Genomic DNA, 17,829 nt, shown 5'->3' on the forward strand with positions numbered 1-17,829 from the left:
CGCTGCCTGAGGCCTCGCATTCCCTTTTTTCTTCGGTCCCGCCTCAGCAAGGGAACTTGAAACGATGCAAAACGCACGACCGCGCAGCCGCGCGAGACGCTGGGCCGGTCACCTCGCCGGACTCACCGCCGCGTCACTGTTCCTGGGCACCGCCGGCCCCGCCACCCCCGTACACGCGGCGGACAGCGCGGAGAGTGCGGAGATCACCGACGGCCTGGCCCTCTGGTACAAGCTCGACGCCGCCTCCGGCACGACCGTGACCGACGCCTCCGGCAACGGCCGCGGCGGCACGGTCAACGGCACCGCCGACTGGTCCGCGACCGGTGAGGGGCTCGCCTTCAACGGCTCCGACACCTACGTCAAGGTGCCGGACAACATCATGAGCGGCATGAACTCGATCACCGTCGCGATGGACGTACGGATCGACTCCGCCCAGGCGAGCCCGTACTTCCTCTACGGCTTCGGCAACACGAGCGGGACCGCCGGCAACGGCTATCTGTTCACTACCGGAAACACTTTCCGGGCCTCCATCGCCTCCGGCAACTGGTCGACGGAACAGAACACCCAGCCCTCCCCCGCGCGCGCCATGACCCGCTCCGTCTGGAAACACGTCACCTACACCCAGACCGGCACCACCGGTGTGCTCTACGAGGACGGCGCGGAGGTGGCCCGCAACACGGCGGTCACCATCACCCCCGGCTCCATCGGCTCCGGCACCACCACCGCCAACTACATCGGCAAGTCCGTGTACCCCGGCGACAAGCTCTTCAAGGGCAGGATCCGCGACTTCCGGGTGTACGCCCGCGCGCTGGCCGACACGGAGGTCGAGCAGCTCTCCCTCCCCGTCGCCACCCAGGGCGTCGCCGACGACAAGGCAGCTCTCACACTCGGCGACACGAGCGCCGTCGTCTCCGACCTGACCCTGCCGGCGTCCGGCACGGCAGGCGGCTCCACGATCACCTGGGCGAGCGACACACCGTCCGTGGTGTCGCCCTCCGGTGCCGTGACCCGCCCCGCCGCCGGTGAGCCGGACGGCCACGCGACGCTCACAGCGACGTTGCGGAAGGGAACAGTGACCGACACCAAGACCTTCGACATCACGGTCCCCGCCGCGTTCGACGACGCCGCCGCCACGCAGCAGGCCGCCGAGGCACTGACCGTGCCCAACCTCGACGACGTACGCGGCAACCTCACCCTCCCCACGAGCGGCGCCCACGGCACGGACGTCACCTGGTCCTCCGCGAAGCCGGACGTCATCGCCGCCGACGGTGTGGTCCACCGCCCCGCGCACGGCGACGGCGGCACCACGGTGGAACTGACCGCGACCGTCACCAAGGGCGACGCGAAGGCGACCCGCGTGCTCACCGCCAAGGTTCCCGAACTCCCCGCCGAGGAAGCCCTCAAGGGCTACATGTTCAGCTACTTCACCGGCGAGGGCACCTCGGACGGCGAGCAGCTCTACGCCGCCCTCAGCAAGGGCAACGACCCTTTGAAATGGCGGGAGTTGAACGACGGCAAGCCCGTCCTGACCTCCACGCTCGGTGAGAAGGGCCTGCGCGACCCGTTCATCATCCGCTCCCCCGAGGGCGACAAGTTCTACCAGATAGCCACCGACCTGCGGATCTACGGCAACGGCAACTGGGACGCCTCCCAGCGCACCGGCAGCAAGTCCATCATGGTCTGGGAGTCCACCGACCTGGTCCACTGGACCGACCAGCGCCTCGTCAAGGTCTCCCCCGACGCGGCCGGCAACACCTGGGCGCCCGAGGCGTACTACGACGAGAAGCTCGGCTCGTACGTCGTCTTCTGGGCGTCGAAGCTGTACGACAACGAGGCTCACTCCGGCGACACGTACAACCGCATGATGTACGCCACCACCCGCGACTTCCGCACCTTCAGCGAGCCCAAGGTCTGGATCGACCGCGGCTACTCGGTCATCGACTCCACGATGATCAAGCACGAGGACACGTACTACCGCTTGTCCAAGGACGAGCGGAACAACACCTCGTCCACCCCCAACAGCAAGTTCATCTTCGAGGAGAAGAGCGACTCGATCCTCGATCTCTCCTACGACCCGGTGGCCGAGGGCATCGGCAAGGGGGCGATGAGCGCCGCAGAGGGGCCGCTGGTCTTCAAATCCAACACCGAGGAGAAGTGGTACGCGTTCCTGGACGAGTTCGGGGGCCGCGGCTACATCCCGTTCGAGACGACGGACCTCGCCTCCGGCAACTGGACCCCGTCCACCGGCTACGACCTGCCTTCCAAGCCCCGGCACGGCACGGTGCTCCCGGTGACGCAGGCCGAGTACGACCGGCTGCTGCGCGCCTATCAGCCGGACCAGCTCGTCGAGTCCGTCGAGGACGTCTCCGTGACGACGGGCATCGGTGACGCCCCGGTTCTGCCGGGCACGGTCATCGCCGACTACGCCGACGGGGTCAAGCGCCCCGTCTCCGTGGCCTGGGACGACGTCCCGGCCTCGGCGTACGCGCAGGCCGGCACCTTCACGGTGACGGGCAGCCTGCCGGACGGCGCCGCGCTCAAGGTCCGTGCCGAGGTCACCGTCTCGGCGGAAGGCCCCGAGGTGCCCGCCGACCTGCTCCTGCGCTACGACTTCGACGAGACCGGCGGAAACATCGCCCGTGACTCCAGCGGCCGCGGCTACCACGGCACTTACGTCCGTACGCCCGACTTCGGCACCGGGGTGGACGGCGGCTCCTTCAAGATGTCCGGAGGGGCCGGCACCTCCACCACCTCGCCGTACGTCAGGATCCCGAACGGCGTGCTGAAGGGCACCGAAAGCGTCACCGTGTCCACCCACGTCAAGTGGAAGGGCGGGGACAACTTCCAGTGGCTCTTCGGCCTGGGCCCCGACAGCAACAAGTATCTCTTCGCCTCGCCGTCCAACGGCGGCGGCAAGCTGTTCTCGGCGATCACGAAGGCCACCTGGTCGGGCGAGAAGCAGATGACGGCGGGCTCCCCGCTCACCGCGGGCGAGTGGCAGCACGTCACCGTCACCGTGGACAGCGCCGCCGAGACGGCGGTCCTCTACGTGGACGGCATCGAGGCGGCCCGGGCGACCGGAGTCACCATCAAGCCGTCCGACCTCTACGACGCGAGCAAGGGCTACAGCGGCTACATCGGCAGGTCCCTGTACTCCCCGGACCCGTACTTCGGCGGCGAGGTGGACGACTTCCGGATCTACAACCGGGCCCTGTCTGCCACCGAGGTCCTCGAACTGAGCGGCAACACCACGGGCATCGCCGCGGCGACCCACCCCGCGCTGAAGGTCGACGCCATCGTCGACGACGCGGACAGCAGGATCACCCTCCCGCTGACCGAGGGCAGTGATCTCACGGCCCTGGCCCCCGAGTTCACCCTCGCCCACGGCGCGTCCATCAGCCCCGCTTCCGGCACGCTCCACGACTTCACCGAGCCGGTGACCTACGAAGTCACCGGCTCGGACGGCGAGAAGCGCACCTGGACGGTGGCGGCCCTGGTGATGAAGAGCCCCGTCCTGCTGGGCCTCAACGCCGATCCGAACATCGTGCGGTTCGGCGACACCTTCTACATCTACCCGACCACCGACGGCTTCCCGGGCTGGAGCGGCACGCAGTTCAAGGCGTACTCCTCCACCGACCTGGTGCACTGGAAGGACCACGGGGTCATCCTCGACCTGGGTCCGGACGTGACGTGGGCCGACAGCAGGGCGTGGGCCCCGACGATGGAGGAGAAGAACGGCAAGTACTACTTCTACTTCTCCGCCGACACGAACATCGGTGTCGCGGTCTCCGACTCACCCACCGGCCCGTTCAAGGACGCCCTGGGCAAGCCACTGATCGCAGCGGGCAAGTACACGGGCCAGATGATCGACCCGGCGGTCTTCACCGACGACGACGGACAGTCGTACCTCTACTGGGGCAACGGCCGGGCGTATGTCGTCCCCCTCAACGACGACATGGTCTCCTTCGACGAGTCGAAGGTCACCAACATCACGCCCAGCGGCTACAACGAGGCCTCCTTCGTCATCAAGCGCAAGGGCACCTACTACCTCATGTGGTCGGAGAACGACACCCGGGACGAGAACTACCGTGTCGCCTACGCCACCGGTTCCTCGCCTCTGGGCCCCTGGACCAAGCAGGGCGTGATCCTGGAGAAGCGCCTGAGTCTCGGCATCAAGGGGCCGGGCCACCACTCGGTCGTCAAGGTGCCCAACACCGGCGACTGGTACATCGCCTACCACCGCTTCGCCATCCCCGGCGGTGACGGCACGAACCGCGAAACCACCATCGACAAGCTGGAGTTCGACTCCGACGGCCTGATCAAGAAGGTCGTCCCCACCCTGTCCGGCATCGACCCGGTCACCATCGTCCACGCCGGCCCGAACGCCATGGGCACCGAGGGCAGCGCGATCCCGGTCACCGGCACCATCTCCGGGGCCGGAGACCCGAAGTGGACGGTGGAGGAGGGAGCGCCCTGCGTCTTCTCCGACCCCGACGCAGTCCTCACCTCGATCACCTGCGCCGACGACGGCACCTACGAGGTCACGCTGACCGGAGGCCGCAGCAGCGACACGCTCACCGTGACCGTGGACAACGCGGCCCCGGTGATCACCTCGGCAACGGGCCCGAGTGCTCCGCTGTCGGTCGGCCAGCGCGCCGTCGTCACCGCGAAGTTCACCGATCTGGGCTCCGGTGACACCCAGACCTGCCGGGTCGACTGGAAGGACGGCACGGACCCGGCGCCCGGCACGGTCACTGGCTCCGCGTGCGAAGCCACCCACACGTACACCTCGGCCGGCGTCCACCGTCCGGTGATCACCGTCACCGACGACGAGGAGGCCTCGGACAGCTCCAAGCTCCCCGAGCTGATCGTGTACGACCGGGCGGCCGGCCCCGTGGCAGGCGTGGGCATCATCTCCTCGCCGGCCGGCGCCTACCCGGCCAAGCCCACCCTGACCGGTCCGGCCGCCTTCTCCTTCGGCGCCAAGTACAAGAAGGGCGCCACCGTCCCGGACGGCAGCGCCACCTTCGACTACAAGGCCGGCAACGTGAAGTTCCGTGCCACGTCCTCCGACTGGCTGGTGGTCACCGACTCCGAAGCCCAGTACCAGGGCTCCGGCACCGTCAACGGCACCGGCGGCTACGGCTTCCGCATCACGATCACCGACTCCCCCGACACCTACCGCATCAAGATCTGGAAGAAGTCCACGGGCGACGTCCTCTACGACAACCTCACGGGCAGCAAGGCCTACGGCATCATCTTCGGCTGACAGCGACAGCGACAGCGACAGCGGGGCCGTACGGCCCTCATGACACCACCGGGCGGCGCCCGGGGCTCACCACGCCCCGCGCGCCGCCCGGTGCGTTGCTCAACGCCGCGGAGTGCCCTCCCCTGTGGCCCGTGCGAGTCCGCCGAGCCAGGTGGCAGACGGCTTCGGGGTGCGTTCGAAGGTGTCGGGGTCGACGGAGATGAGGCCGAAGGTGGGCTTGTAGGAGCCCCATTCATAGTTGTCGAGTGCGCTCCAGTGGAGGTAGCCGCGTACGTCGAGGCCGTCCTCCAAGGCGGCGGAGACTTCCTGGAGTGCTCCGGTGGTGTAGTCGATGCGGCGTGTGTCGTCGTCGGTGGCGATGCCGTTCTCGGTGACGATCAGGGGGACGTCGCCGACGATCTCGGCGGTGTGGCGCAGGGCGTATCCGATGGCTTGCGGGTAGTACTCCCAGCCGGTGAGGGTGCGTTCGGCGTCGTCGGGAGCCGCAATCGGGCCGTCAGCGGTGATCCTGGTGCGGGTGTAGGACTGGACGCCGATCCAGTCGTCGTCGCGGGCGGCTTCGATGAAGACATCTTCGCGGGGGTGGCTGTAGGCGGCCGTGGCGGCTTCGGCACCGGGGAGTGCCTGGTACACCTGGTTGGCGATCGACCAGCCGACCTGGATGTCGGCGGAGATCGCCTTGACGGCGGCCGTGGCGCGGTGGTGTGCCTGGATCAGGGCGTCGGTGGTGGCCTTGTCCGGGAGCGGGAGTCCTGCCGTGGGAGGTGCTTCGGTGCCCAGTTCGCGGACGGCGCCGGCGACCGCGATCATGTTGGGTTCGTTGATGGTGCACACGTGCCGTACGCCGCTGCCGATGACCGGCGCGGTCGCCCGCACGTACCGCTCGAACAGGTCCACCGCCCCGTCCGCGGTCCAGCCCCCGCGCTCGGCGAACCAGCGCGGCACGGTGAAGTGGTGCAGGGTGACCATGGGCCGCAGGCCGCGTTCGACGGCGCCGTCGACCATGCGCCGGTAGTGGGCGATCTCGGCCCGGGAGAAGTGGCCGGGGGCGGGCTCGATGCGGGCCCACTCGATACTGAAGCGGTAGTCGGTGAAGCCCAGTTGGGCGAGCAGGTCCATGTCCTCGCGCCACCGGTGGTAGCTGTCGGCCGCGTCGAGGCTCGGCTCGGCGATGGAGCCGCCGCCGTGTTCCATCTGCCACCAGTCACTGTTGACGTTGTTGCCCTCGATCTGGTGGGCGGCGGTGGAGGCTCCCCACAGGAAGCCGTCGGGGAAGCGGAGACCGTCGGCGGTGACGTTCATGGCTGAGCCTTTCCGGAGTCGTGCGGGGTGTCGATCAGCGCGTGCGGGCTCTCGCCCGTCAGGGAGTCGTGGGGCCGGGCCAGATGGCCGAGGCGTCGTCGCGGTGCGGGTCCGGCAGCCGGATCGGGCGGACGGGAATGGTGCGCTCGCGTCCATCCGTGACGGCCGTCCACGGGGCGGGGTGCCCGGAGTAACACAGAGTGGTCAGGACGAAGACGCCGTCGGCGTAGACCTCGACGTACTCGCCGATGGTGAGGATGCGCAGCGTGGCGGCGGGTTCGGCCAGGACGGTTTCGCCGAGCCGGATGCCGCCGGGGCCGGTGACCCAGAGGTACTTTCCGTCGCAGCCCACGGCGAGGGCGGTGTGGTCGCCGCCCGGGCCGTCGGTGCGCAGGGTGATCTCGACAGGCCCGGAGATACCGATGTCGCCGACCGCGTGCAGGGCGGGGCGGTCGGTCTCCTCGCCGAGCCAGGCGTTCAGGCCGGACCACCATTCCAGGCGAGGCGCCGAACTCTCCCGTACGACAAGGGACTTGGGCTGGGCGAGCATCCCGCGGCAGCGGTCACCGGTGTCGGTGAGGCCGACGCGGCGGGGCGTGGTGTGCAACACGACGCGGGAGCCGTCGGGGGCGGCGATCACACGGGGAGCGTAGGCGCCGGTGGGCCCGAGGGGGCCCCGGCCGGTCCAGGGGCCGCGCAGGCTCGGAGCGGTCCATGCCTCGAAGCCGCGGGTGGCGCCGATGGAGCCGAGCAGCAGCCAGCTTCCGTCGTCGAGACGTTCCAGGACCGGGCACTCCAGCTCGTCCACGTCGCCGGGTGAGAGGAGCGGCGGATGCACGGTCCAGTGCTCCAGATCGTCGGAGGTGGCCAGCGCGACGCAGCCGCTGACCTCCACCGGGAGGGAGGCGTCGCTGGCGCAGACGACCATCACCCAGCCGTCCGACTCGTCGTCGCGTACGACGAACGGGTCGCGCCAGCCCATGCGTTCACCGGTGCGGTACCAGCGCGGGTCCGCCTCGACCACCGGCCCGGACCCGTGGCGCCGCCAGCCCGTGCCGTCCTCGCGGTCGGAGTACGCCAGCCCGACCGACTGGACCGGCCAGCCGCCCGGCGTGAGACCGGAGACACCCGTGTAGAACATCGCCATCCGGTCGCCGTGCCGGAACGGGTGCATGGTCCACACCGCCTGCTGGTCGAAGCGGCCGGGCAGTCCGTTGCCGAAGACGGTGCCCCGCGGCTGCCAGTTGACCAGGTCGGTGGAGGTGGCCCGGCCATAGGAGGTCTCCATCCGCAGATGGTCGAACTCGTCCGTCCAGGGGCCCTGCAGGTGCAGCACCGCGTACGTGCCGTCCTCGTCGCGCAGGAGGGCGAAGTCGTTCACGCAGAGGCCGGGCGGGGCGTATCGCATGCACAGTTCCTGTCGGCTCACCAGCGCTCAAACGTGTGCGCTGCCCTTTGGTAACAACACGGCCTCTTCAGAATCGGCCCAAGTAAATATGAACGCAAACGCTTGCGCAACAACGAGGCCGGGTTTACGGTCACGTCACTCGCAGATCACACCGATGTGAAACCGACGGGAGAAAAGCGCTGTGACGGTCAGCATCACCGATGTCGCCCGCGCCGCCGGAGTCTCGGCGTCCACCGTGTCCCGCGCACTGCGCGGCCGGCCAGGCGTGTCCGACGAGGTACGGGCACAGATCGCGGCCGTCGCCGCCCAGCTCGGCTACACCGCCTCGCGTTCCGCGTCGAGCCTGGCCAGCGGTCGCACCTTCACCATCGGGGTCGTGGTCCCGTACGTGGGCCGGTGGTTCTTCGGCACCGTGCTGGACGCCGCCGAGCGCGAGTTCAGTGCCGCCGGGTACGACGTGCTGCTGTACAACCTCGGCTCCCCGGAGACACGCAAGCGTTTCTTCACCAAGCTGCCGGTCCGCAAGCGGGTGGACGCCGTGCTGTCGCTGCTCATCCCCGACGAGGAGGAGTCCGCCGCACTGCGCTCACTGGGGGTGCCGCTGGCCAGCACGGTCGGCGGCACCCGGCCCGGCTTCACCGTGGTCGGCATCGACGACCGGGCCGGGACGGAGAGCGCCGTACGGCATCTGGTCAACCTCGGCCACCGCCGCATCGGCATGATCAGCGGAGCCAGCGGGCCGCTGCACTGGACCACCCCCATCGAGCGCCGCCAGGCGTATCTCGACGTCCTGGCCGACGCCGGGATAGAGCCCGATCCGGCCCTGGAGGCGGACGGCGACTACACCGTCGAAGGCGGCGAGCGGGCCATGACCGAACTGCTGGCCGTCTCCCGTCCGCCGACCGCCGTGTTCGCGCAGTCCGACGAGATGGCGATGGGCGCCCTGCGGGCCCTCAGACGCCACCGGCTGAGGGTGCCGGAGGACGTGTCCGTCGTCGGCTTCGACGACCACGAACTCGCCGACGTGGTCGGCCTGACCACCGTCGCCCAGCCGGTCGCCGAGCAGGGCGCGGAAGCCGCCCGACTGCTGCTGCGTCAGCTGGACGAACCCGGCGCCGAACCACCGGCCGGGCAGGTGCAGATGCCCATCCGTCTCGTCCTGCGCGAGACCACCGCCCCGCCGCGCCCGCGCGGACCGCAATAACTCCCTCAGCTCCACACCCCCACGCCCGGAAAACACGTCAGCACGTCAGCACGTCGAACCCTCTCCACAGCACGGAGGCACAGCCATGAGCTCGACCAGCAACTCGACCAGCAGAAGGTACCGCCGCACCGCTCGTACGGGACTGGCCCTCGTCCTGCCCTTGGCGGTACTGGCCGCCTGCGGTGGGGGCGGCGGCACCGATGCCTCCGCCGAGGCCGGGAGCGGCAAGGGCACCATCAGCGTCTGGGCCCACCAGGGCCAGAAGAACGAAACCGCCGCGCTGCAGAACGCGGTGAAGTCCTTCAACTCCTCACAGAGCAAGATCAAGGTCGACCTCAAGCTGATCCCCGACACCGACTACACCAAGGCCATCACGGCCACCGACGCCTCCAAGCTGCCGGACGTGATGGAGTTCGACGGCCCGACCATGGCGAACTTCGTCTACAACAAGAAGCTCGCGCCGATCGACGACTACGTCTCCACCAAGACCATGGCCAACGCCACGGGTGCCATCAAGGCCCAGGGCGAGATCGACGGCAAGCACTACGGCCTCGGCATGTACGACTCCGGTCTGGGGATCTACGGCAACAAGAAGCTGCTCGACGCGGCCGGGGTGAAGTACCCGACCGGCCTGTCCGACGACTGGACCGCCGAGGAGTTCACCGCCGCGCTCAAGGCACTGAAGGCCAAGGACTCCGACGGCAAGCCCTTCGACCTCCAGGAGACCGCCGGCTACGCCAACGAGTGGGGTACCTACGGCTTCGCCCCGATCGTCTGGTCGGCCGGAGGGTCCCTCCTCAAGGACGGCAAGGCGGAAGGCGCCCTCGACACCCCGGCCGTGGTCTCGGCCATGAAGACCTTCCAGTCCTGGAAGACCTACGTCGACCCCAACACCGACGGCAACGCCTTCGCCAAGAGCCGCGTCGCCCTGAGCTGGGTCGGCCACTGGATGTACCCCGCGTACAGCGAGGCCCTCGGTGACGACCTCGTCGTGCTGCCGCTGCCCGACTTCGGCAACGGCCCCAAGACCGGACAGGGCTCCTGGGCCTGGGGCGTCGGCGCCAACAGCAAGAACGCCAAGGCCGCCGGCACGTTCCTCGACACCCTCCTGGACGACGCCAACGTCACGGCCATGACGACGGCCAACGGGGCCGTGCCCGCCACCAAGACGGCCCTCGCCAAGAGCACCCTGTACAAGCAGGGCGGCCCGCTCCAGCTCTACTCCGACCAGCTCGCCAAGCCCTGCGGCGACACCGACATCTCCAAGGCCTGCGTCGCCGTCACCCGCCCGGTGACCGCCGGCTACCCCGTGATCACGTCGAAGTTCAGCGAGGCCCTGAACTCCATCTACGGCGGCGCCGACCCGAAGAGCGCCCTGGAGAAGGCCGCCCGCGCCATCGACCAGGACTTCTCCGACAACGCCGGCTACCAGATCCCGTAGGACCCATCGGCGGGGGCGGGCCCGAGGAAGGCGCGCCCGCCCCGCCCGGAACAGGACCCTCCCGTCAACTTCTCGGCCGCCAACGGCCCGAACTCGTCGGCTCGGCTTCGTGACACCTTGTCGCGCTCGCGGCTGCCCCTACGACAGGACGGCCACGGGTCGCATCCACCACCAACGTGGTGCGGGACCGTTGACAGGGCCCCACGCTGGGACAAGCCCAACGACACCCGCCCGGTCAACGCCGTACAAAACCGTGTCCCCGGCAAGCCGGTTCGTGCCTTCCAAGCTCACGGACGGATACGCAGAACCTACCTGTCCGCCGAGCGGCCGGACGGCAGAGGAAGACGATTCCCTCGCACGAGTGAACGCCTGGCTCCCTCGCATGAACAGGACGAAAACCATGGAACCCGCATACGCCGCGCCCCCTGCCGCGGAGAAAACTCAGCCAGAGACAGACACGAAGCCAGTGCCTTCGAGGCGAGCGGGCCGCAAGAACCGTGACTGGCTGCACGGACTGCTCATGTCCGCCCCGGCCGTCGTCGGCCTCATCGCCTTCGTCGGTGTGCCGTTCGGCTACGCCGTGGTGCTCTCCTTCTACAACGTCCGCCTCGGCTCCCCGCTGCAGCCCACCTTCTTCGGCCTGGAGCAGTACCGGCGGCTGTTCACCGACCCCGACCTGTCCGGACCGTTCCTGCGGGCCCTGCTCAACAACCTGACCTTCGCCGTGGTCGTCGTACCCGTGCAGACGGCCCTGGCGCTGGCCCTGGCGATCCTGCTCAACCGCAAGCTCAAGGCCATCGGCCTGTTCAGGTCCCTCTTCTTCATGCCGGTCGTCTTCCCGATGGCGCTGGTCGCCGTGATCTGGCGCCTCATCCTGGCCCGCAGCGACCAGGGCATGCTCAACTCCGCGCTGGACGCGGTGAGTTTCGGCAACTGGGGCGCCTTCGACTGGCTCGGTGACGGCGCCACCGCGATGGGCTCGATCATCGTGCTGTCCATCTGGCAGGGCGTCGGCTTCCAGATGGTCATCCTCCTGGCCGGTCTCCAGCAGATCCCGGGTGAGCTCTACGAGGCCGCCGAACTCGACCGTGCCGGCCGCTGGCAGCAGTTCCGCCACGTCACCCTGCCCGGCATCCGCGGCACCCTCGTCTTCGTGGCCATGCTCACCTCGGTGCTCTCCTTCCGGGTCTTCGACCAGGTGTACGTCCTCGTCCGCGGCGGCGGCCTGGACGAGGACGCCACCCGCACCGTGATGTACCAGGCCGTCACCACCGCCTTCGACCAGAACAACATCGGCCAGGCGTCCGCGATCACCGTCGTCTTCTTCCTGATCGTCGTCGTCCTGACGCTCATCCAGCGCCGCGTCGTCCGGCCCGGAAACGAGGACTGACCCATGGGCACGACCCCTACGCCCCTGCGCCGCTTCATGGACTACGCCGTACTCAGCGTGCTGGCCTTCGTCTTCGTACTGCCCGTGATCTACCTGTTCCTGGGCAGCCTCAAGCCGTCCGACGAGGTCCTCAACGGCCTGTCCGGCTTCCTCCCGACCAACCTGTCCTTCGACAACTACTCCGCCGTCCTCGACAGCCTCAACTCCGACAGCACCGGCTACTTCTGGCGCTTCATGGGCGTCTCACTGCTGCTGGCGTTCGTGGTGGTGACGGGGGGTCTGTTCGTCAACTCGATGGCGGCGTACGGGCTTTCGCGGCTGAAGTGGCGCGGCCGGGAAGCGGTCTTCACGCTCGTCCTGCTGCTGATGCTGGTTCCGTTCGAGTCGGTGGCCGTGCCGCTCTTCTACATGTTCAACGACCAGCGCAACACGCTCTACATCCTGGCGCTCCCGTTCATCGCCAACGCCTTCTCGGTCTACCAGTTCCACACGTTCTTCCGTCAGATCCCGCCGAGCATCGAGGAAGCGGCCCGGATCGACGGGGCGGGCCCCTGGCGCACCTTCTTCGCGATCATCGTCCCGATGAGCAAGCCGGCCTTCGCCTCGGTCGCGATCCTGACCTTCCTCATCCAGTGGGGCTCGTTCCTGTGGCCGGTGCTGATGGTCTCCGACCCGTCGGTGCGCCCGCTGCCGCTGGAGATGAGCGTCTTCCAGGGCCAACAGCCCCCGGACTGGGGCCAGATCCTCGCCTTCGGCGTCCTCCTGGTCCTGCCCGTACTGGTGGTCTTCGCCTTCTTCCAGCGCTGGTTCGTCCAGGGCGTCGCCAGCTCCGCCGTCAAGGGCTGACCCACGCCGACGGCCCGCCCCCGAGCTCGGGGGCGGGCCGTCGGCGTGAACGAACTGACGGGTCAGGTCTTCTTCCGCGTCGTCATCGCCCGCTGGATCAGGATGAAGGCGCACAGCAGCACACCCGTGGCGATCTTCGTCCACCAGGAGCTGAGCGTGCCCTCGAACTGGATGATGCTCTTGATCAGGCCGAGGACCAGCACGCCGAACAGGGTGCCCAGCACATAGCCGGAGCCGCCGGTGAGCAGCGTGCCGCCGATGACGACCGCGGCGATCGCGTCGAGCTCCATGCCGGTGGCGTGCAGGGGGTCACCGGACTGGATGTACAGGGTGAAGAGAAGCCCCGCGAGCGCCGAGCAGAAGCCGCTCATCGTGTACACGGCGATCTTCGTGCCGCCCTGCGGGAGACCCATCAGCATGGCCGACTGCTCGTTGCCGCCGATGGCGTACACCCGGCGTCCGAAGCGGGTGTAGTGCAGTACGTAGAACGCGGCGGCCAGGACGACCAGCGCGACGATGGCTCCGATCGACAGGAAGGCCCCGCCCAGTGACACCTGTGTCTGGGCCATGCTGCTCACGGAGGAGTCGCTGATGGAGATCGACTCCTTGCTGATGACCAGGCACAGGCCCCGGAAGAGGAAGAGGCCGGCGAGAGTCACGATGAAGGGCTGGATCTCGAAGTTGTGGATCACATAGCCCATCAGGAAGCCGCCGAAGGCGCCCACGGCCAGGGCCATGGGTATCACCACCAGGATCGGCAGTCCCTGACGCTCCACCAGCCATGCCGTGAACATGGTCGTGAAGCCGATCACGGAACCGACGGAGAGGTCGATGCCGCCGGACAGGATGACGAAGGTGGCACCGACGGCGGCGACCAGCAGATAGCCGTTGTCGATGAACAGGTTCATGAAGACCTGTGTCTCGCCGAACCCGTAGTTCTGATACCGGCTCAGACCGATGACGTACATCACGAGGAAGAGTCCGGCCGTCACCAGGACGGGCAGTCGCCGGTCGCCGAGCACACGCGCGGCCCTGCTGGGCATCGTGCGGCTGTCGGGCGCCTTGGGCTTCTGGGTGGTCGTGCTCATCACGACACCTCCATCTTGGGAGCGGCCTCGGTCGCTGCGGCGGGCTCCGCCGGAGTCGCGGCCTGCTTGCCGCCTCCCTTCGCGCCGAAGTTCCTGGAGCCGAACACCTTGGCGCGGAACTTCGGGGACTGCATCAGGCAGACGATGATGACGACGGCGGCCTTGAAGACCAGGTTGGTCTGCGTCGGTACACCGATGGTGTAGATCGTGGTGGTCAGGGTCTGGATGACGAGGGCGCCGACCACCGTGCCGCCGATGGAGAACCGGCCGCCCAGCAGCGACGTGCCGCCGATCACCACGGCGAGGATCGCGTCCAGCTCGATCCACAGGCCGGCGTTGTTGCCGTCCGCGGCCGAGGTGTTGGAGCTGATCATCAGACCCGCGATGCCCGCGCACACCGCGCAGAACACATAGACCATGATCTTGATGCGCATGGACCTGATGCCCACAAGCCGGCTCGCCTCGGCGTTGCCGCCGACCGACTCGACGAGCAGGCCGAGCGCCGTGCGGCGGGTCAGCGCCACAGTGACGGCCACGACCGCAGCCACCACGAAGATGGAGAAGGGCAGCGTCAGCCAGTAGCCGCCGCCGATCAGCTTGTACGGCTCGCTGTTGACGGTGATGATCTGCCCGTCGGTGATCAGCTGGGCGACACCGCGCCCTGCGACCATGATGATCAGCGTGGCGATGATCGGCTGGATGCCCATCCTGGCGACCAGGAAGCCGTTCCAGAGGCCGCAGACGACCGCGGCCACCAGACCCAGGGCCATCGCGAGGAGCACCCCGGAGAGGGCGCCCTGGTCGGCCTGGTCACTGATGTACGAACAGGTCAGTGCGCCGGTGATCGCGACCACCGCGCCGACCGAGAGGTCGATGCCGCCGGTGGCGATGACCAGGGTCATGCCGACGGCCACCAGGATGAGGGGCGAGCCGAACAGCACGATCGAGACGAGACTGCCGTAGAGGTGGCCGTCCGTCATCTTGATCGAGAAGAAGTCGGGGGTGAAGGGAACGTTGACGAGCAGCAGGATGACCAGCACGGCGACCGGCCAGAAGAGGTGATGCTGCGTCAGTGCTCGCCATCGGGCAGTGGTGGTCACTGGTGCTCTCCGCTCGCGATGGTCTCCAGGATCCGGGTGGGGGTGATCTCGGGCCCGTTGGCGAGCTGCGCCACGAGCTTGCGGTCACGCAGCACTCCGATGGTGTGACTGAGCCGGAGTACCTCCTCCAGCTCGGCCGCGATGTACAGCACGGCCATGCCCTCCTCGGAGAGCGAGACCACGAGTTTCTGGATCTCCGCCTTCGCGCCGACGTCGATGCCGCGCGTCGGCTCGTCCAGGATCAGCAGCTTCGGCTGGGTGATGAGCCAGCGGGCGAGCAGCACCTTCTGCTGGTTCCCGCCGCTGAGTTGGCCCACTCGGGCCTCTGGGTTGGCGGGGCGGATGTCCAGCGCCTTGATGTACTTGGCGACGAGTTCGTCGCGCTGTGCGGCCGGGATGGGCCGGATCCAGCCGCGCGAGGCCTGCAGGGCGAGGATGATGTTCTCCCGCACCGTCAGATCCGGTACCAGGCCCTCGGCCTTGCGGTTCTCCGAACAGAACGCGACGCCGGCGCCGATCGCGTCGTTCGGGGCGCTCATCGAGACCGGCTTGCCGCCGATGGTGACCTTGCCGCTGTCCGGCTGGTCGGCGCCGAAGAGCAGCCGGGCGAGTTCGGTACGGCCCGAGCCGAGCAGTCCGGCCAGTCCGACGACCTCGCCCTTTTTGATCTCCATGTCGAAGGGGGCGATGGCACCGGTCCGGCCGAGGCCGTCGGCGCGCACCAGTGTTTCGCCGACGTCGGCGTGCAGCTGGTGGTCGTGCAGCTCCTCCAGCTGGTCCAGGGCCTTGCCGATCATCAGCTGGACCAGTCCGACCTGGTCGAGGTCGCTGACCATGTGCTCGCCGACGAGGGTGCCGTTGCGCAGGACGGTCATCCGGTCGCAGATCTCGTAGATCTGGTCGAGGAAGTGCGAGACGAACAGGATCGCGACGCCTTCGTCCCTCAACTGCCGCATCAGGCGGAACAGTTCGAGGACCTCGTCGCGGTCGAGACTGGACGTCGGTTCGTCGAGGACCAGCACTTTGGTGCCGGCTCCCGCGCCGTCGCTGTCGCCGGTGCCCACGGACCGTACGATCGCGACCAGTTGCTGCACGGCCAGCGGGTACGAGGACAGGGGCGCGGTCACGTCGATGTCGAGGCCGAGCCGGTCGACCAGCTCCGCCGCCTCCCGGCGCATGCGGCTCCACTGGATGCGGCCGAAGCGGGTGGGTTCACGTCCGATGAAGATGTTCTCCGCCACCGACAGGTTGGGGCAGAGGTTCACCTCCTGGTAGACCGTGCTGATGCCGGCCTGCTGCGCCTGCAGCGGGCTGTCGATCCGCACAGACGTCCCGTCGAGGGTGATCGTGCCGCTGTCCAGCGAGTAGACGCCGGTCAGCACCTTGATGAGGGTGGACTTCCCGGCCCCGTTCTCGCCCATCAGGGCGTGGATCTCGCCGGGGAAGAGCCGGAAGTCGACACCCGACAGAGCCCGTACCCCCGGAAACTCTTTGACTATGCCCGTCATCTCCAGGACGGGCAGCGGCTCTGCCATGGCAGCGCTCCTCATGGATTTCGTTCAGGCCCGCAGGGAGCCCCCTGGACCGCCCTCCGGACGGAGGGGTCGGTCGGGCGGAGGCTCCCTGCCGGTGGGTGCGGTCGGTCAGTACTTGCGCTCGGGGAGCGCGGCCTTGGCCTGGTCCTGCATGAAGTCGCTCTCCTCGGTCTTGATCCAGCGCTCGACCTTCTCGCCGTCCTTGACCTTCTGTACGACCTCCATCAGCTGGGGGCCGAGCAGCGGGTTGCACTCGACGATGGCGTTGATCTTGCCCTCGGACATGGCCACGAAGCCGTCCTTCACGCCGTCGACCGTGACGATCAGGATGTCCTTGCCGGGCTTCTTGCCGGCCGCCTCGATGGCCTGGATGGCACCGATGCCCATGTCGTCGTTGTGCGCGTAGAGCACGTTGATGTCCGGGTTGGACTGCAGGAAGGCCGCCATGACCTGCTTGCCGCCGGCGCGGGTGAAGTCACCGGTCTGGCTGACGACGATCTTCCAGTCGTCCTTGTGGTCGGCGTCCATGACCTCCTTGAAGCCCTTGGCACGCTCGATCGCGGGGGCGGCACCGGTGGTGCCCTCCAGCTGTGCGATCTTCACGGCACCCTTGTGGCCGGCCGTCTCGAGGACCTTCTCCAGGATCTTGGCCGCGCGCCTGCCCTCGTCCGTGAAGTCCGAGCCGACGAGCGTGACGTACAGGGACGGGTCGGAGGTCTCGACGGAGCGGTCGGTGAGGACCACCGGGATCTTCTTGGCCTTGGCCTCCTTCAGCACCGCGTCCCAGCCGGTGACGACCACCGGCGAGAAGGCGATGACGTCCACTCCCTGGGTGATGTAGCTGCGGATCGCGGAGATCTGGTTCTCCTGCTTCTGCTGCGCGTCGGAGAACTTGAGGGTGTAGCCCGCCTCCTTGGCCGCTGCCTTCACCGAGTCGGTGTTGGCGCTGCGCCAGCCGCTCTCCGAGCCGACCTGGGAGAAACCGAGGGTGATCTTCTTGCCGCCGCCGCTGCCGCCGGCGGAGTCCGAGGCGCTGTCGTCCTCCTTGGCGCAGGCCGCCAGGCCGCCCGCTGCCGCCACGCCGACCGCCGCGGTGAGGAAGTTGCGTCTGTTGAGCATGTTCTTCTCCTTTGAAGAGCCGGCCCGTGAGGGCCCGCTGGTACTCGGTTACTCGGTTACTCAGTTACTCGACGGGACAGACTGCACTGCGTCCAGCCTGTCGATCATCGTTCGAAATATCGATCAC

Annotated in this window: 11 protein-coding genes; 5 read left to right on the top strand and 6 right to left on the bottom strand. The window is 68.2% G+C overall.

Translation table 11 applies throughout. The annotated features are described in order from the left end of the window. Positions 1–64: 64 nt before the first annotated feature. The gene (locus tag ACTWQR_RS05290; protein WP_443225705.1) at positions 65–5,269 is read left to right on the top strand and encodes a family 43 glycosylhydrolase; all 5,205 of its coding nucleotides are present in this window, start codon (positions 65–67) and stop codon (positions 5,267–5,269) included. Positions 5,270–5,368: 99 nt separating this feature from the next. On the opposite strand, the gene ACTWQR_RS05295 is transcribed toward ACTWQR_RS05290, so the two are convergent. Both ACTWQR_RS05295 and ACTWQR_RS05300 read right to left on the bottom strand, forming a co-directional pair. Further along, positions 5,369–6,571: a glycoside hydrolase family 1 protein gene (locus ACTWQR_RS05295; protein ID WP_443225706.1), complete on the bottom strand. Its 1,203-nt coding sequence runs from the start codon at positions 6,569–6,571 to the stop codon at positions 5,369–5,371. Between the two features lie 58 nt (positions 6,572–6,629). After that, positions 6,630–7,979 (bottom strand): mucin-1, encoded by a 1,350-nt coding sequence (locus tag ACTWQR_RS05300; protein WP_443225707.1) that lies wholly within the window; start codon positions 7,977–7,979, stop codon positions 6,630–6,632. Between the two features lie 181 nt (positions 7,980–8,160). Here ACTWQR_RS05300 and ACTWQR_RS05305 point away from each other — a divergent pair, with 181 nt between their 5' ends. The 4 genes from ACTWQR_RS05305 to ACTWQR_RS05320 all read left to right on the top strand — a co-directional run bounded on the left by ACTWQR_RS05305 (position 8,161) and on the right by ACTWQR_RS05320 (position 12,860). Beyond that, positions 8,161–9,183 (top strand): LacI family DNA-binding transcriptional regulator, encoded by a 1,023-nt coding sequence (locus tag ACTWQR_RS05305; protein WP_443225708.1) that lies wholly within the window; start codon positions 8,161–8,163, stop codon positions 9,181–9,183. 85 nt (positions 9,184–9,268) lie between these two features. Next, a complete protein-coding gene (locus tag ACTWQR_RS05310; RefSeq protein WP_443225709.1) occupies positions 9,269–10,624 on the top strand; it encodes an ABC transporter substrate-binding protein in 1,356 nt (451 codons plus the stop codon). Positions 10,625–11,024: 400 nt separating this feature from the next. Further along, entirely contained in the window at positions 11,025–12,014 is a 990-nt protein-coding gene (locus tag ACTWQR_RS05315; protein WP_443225710.1) for a carbohydrate ABC transporter permease, read from the top strand. Between the two features lie 3 nt (positions 12,015–12,017). Next, positions 12,018–12,860 (top strand): carbohydrate ABC transporter permease, encoded by an 843-nt coding sequence (locus tag ACTWQR_RS05320; RefSeq protein ID WP_443225711.1) that lies wholly within the window; start codon positions 12,018–12,020, stop codon positions 12,858–12,860. Between the two features lie 62 nt (positions 12,861–12,922). Here ACTWQR_RS05320 and yjfF read toward each other — a convergent pair whose 3' ends face one another. The 4 genes from yjfF to ACTWQR_RS05340 form a co-directional block, all read right to left on the bottom strand. After that, on the bottom strand, positions 12,923–13,948 hold the full coding sequence (yjfF, locus tag ACTWQR_RS05325; RefSeq protein WP_443225712.1) for a galactofuranose ABC transporter, permease protein YjfF: 1,026 nt from the start codon (positions 13,946–13,948) through the stop codon (positions 12,923–12,925). Further along, positions 13,948–15,048 (bottom strand): ABC transporter permease, encoded by a 1,101-nt coding sequence (locus tag ACTWQR_RS05330; RefSeq protein WP_443225713.1) that lies wholly within the window; start codon positions 15,046–15,048, stop codon positions 13,948–13,950. Before ACTWQR_RS05330 ends, yjfF begins: the two co-directional genes overlap by 1 nt. Then, the gene (locus tag ACTWQR_RS05335) at positions 15,045–16,583 is read right to left on the bottom strand and encodes a sugar ABC transporter ATP-binding protein (RefSeq protein WP_443225714.1); all 1,539 of its coding nucleotides are present in this window, start codon (positions 16,581–16,583) and stop codon (positions 15,045–15,047) included. The genes ACTWQR_RS05330 and ACTWQR_RS05335 overlap by 4 nt, the downstream gene beginning before the upstream one ends. A gap of 108 nt (positions 16,584–16,691) precedes the next feature. Beyond that, complete coding sequence (locus ACTWQR_RS05340) at positions 16,692–17,702, bottom strand: ABC transporter substrate-binding protein (RefSeq protein ID WP_443225715.1); 1,011 nt, start codon at positions 17,700–17,702, stop codon at positions 16,692–16,694. Positions 17,703–17,829: the final 127 nt, after the last annotated feature.

The sequence above is a fragment of the Streptomyces sp. 2A115 genome, from assembly GCF_052245575.1.
Taxonomy (GTDB): domain Bacteria; phylum Actinomycetota; class Actinomycetes; order Streptomycetales; family Streptomycetaceae; genus Streptomyces.

Coding starts and splice junctions, on each gene's coding strand:
- ACTWQR_RS05290 (WP_443225705.1), top strand. CDS start 65: ATGCAAAACGCACGACCGCGCAGCCGCGCGAGACGCTGGGCCGGTCAC.
- ACTWQR_RS05295 (WP_443225706.1), bottom strand. CDS start 6,571: ATGAACGTCACCGCCGACGGTCTCCGCTTCCCCGACGGCTTCCTGTGG.
- ACTWQR_RS05300 (WP_443225707.1), bottom strand. CDS start 7,979: ATGCGATACGCCCCGCCCGGCCTCTGCGTGAACGACTTCGCCCTCCTG.
- ACTWQR_RS05310 (WP_443225709.1), top strand. CDS start 9,269: ATGAGCTCGACCAGCAACTCGACCAGCAGAAGGTACCGCCGCACCGCT.
- ACTWQR_RS05315 (WP_443225710.1), top strand. CDS start 11,025: ATGGAACCCGCATACGCCGCGCCCCCTGCCGCGGAGAAAACTCAGCCA.
- ACTWQR_RS05320 (WP_443225711.1), top strand. CDS start 12,018: ATGGGCACGACCCCTACGCCCCTGCGCCGCTTCATGGACTACGCCGTA.
- yjfF (WP_443225712.1), bottom strand. CDS start 13,948: ATGAGCACGACCACCCAGAAGCCCAAGGCGCCCGACAGCCGCACGATG.
- ACTWQR_RS05335 (WP_443225714.1), bottom strand. CDS start 16,583: ATGGCAGAGCCGCTGCCCGTCCTGGAGATGACGGGCATAGTCAAAGAG.
- ACTWQR_RS05340 (WP_443225715.1), bottom strand. CDS start 17,702: ATGCTCAACAGACGCAACTTCCTCACCGCGGCGGTCGGCGTGGCGGCA.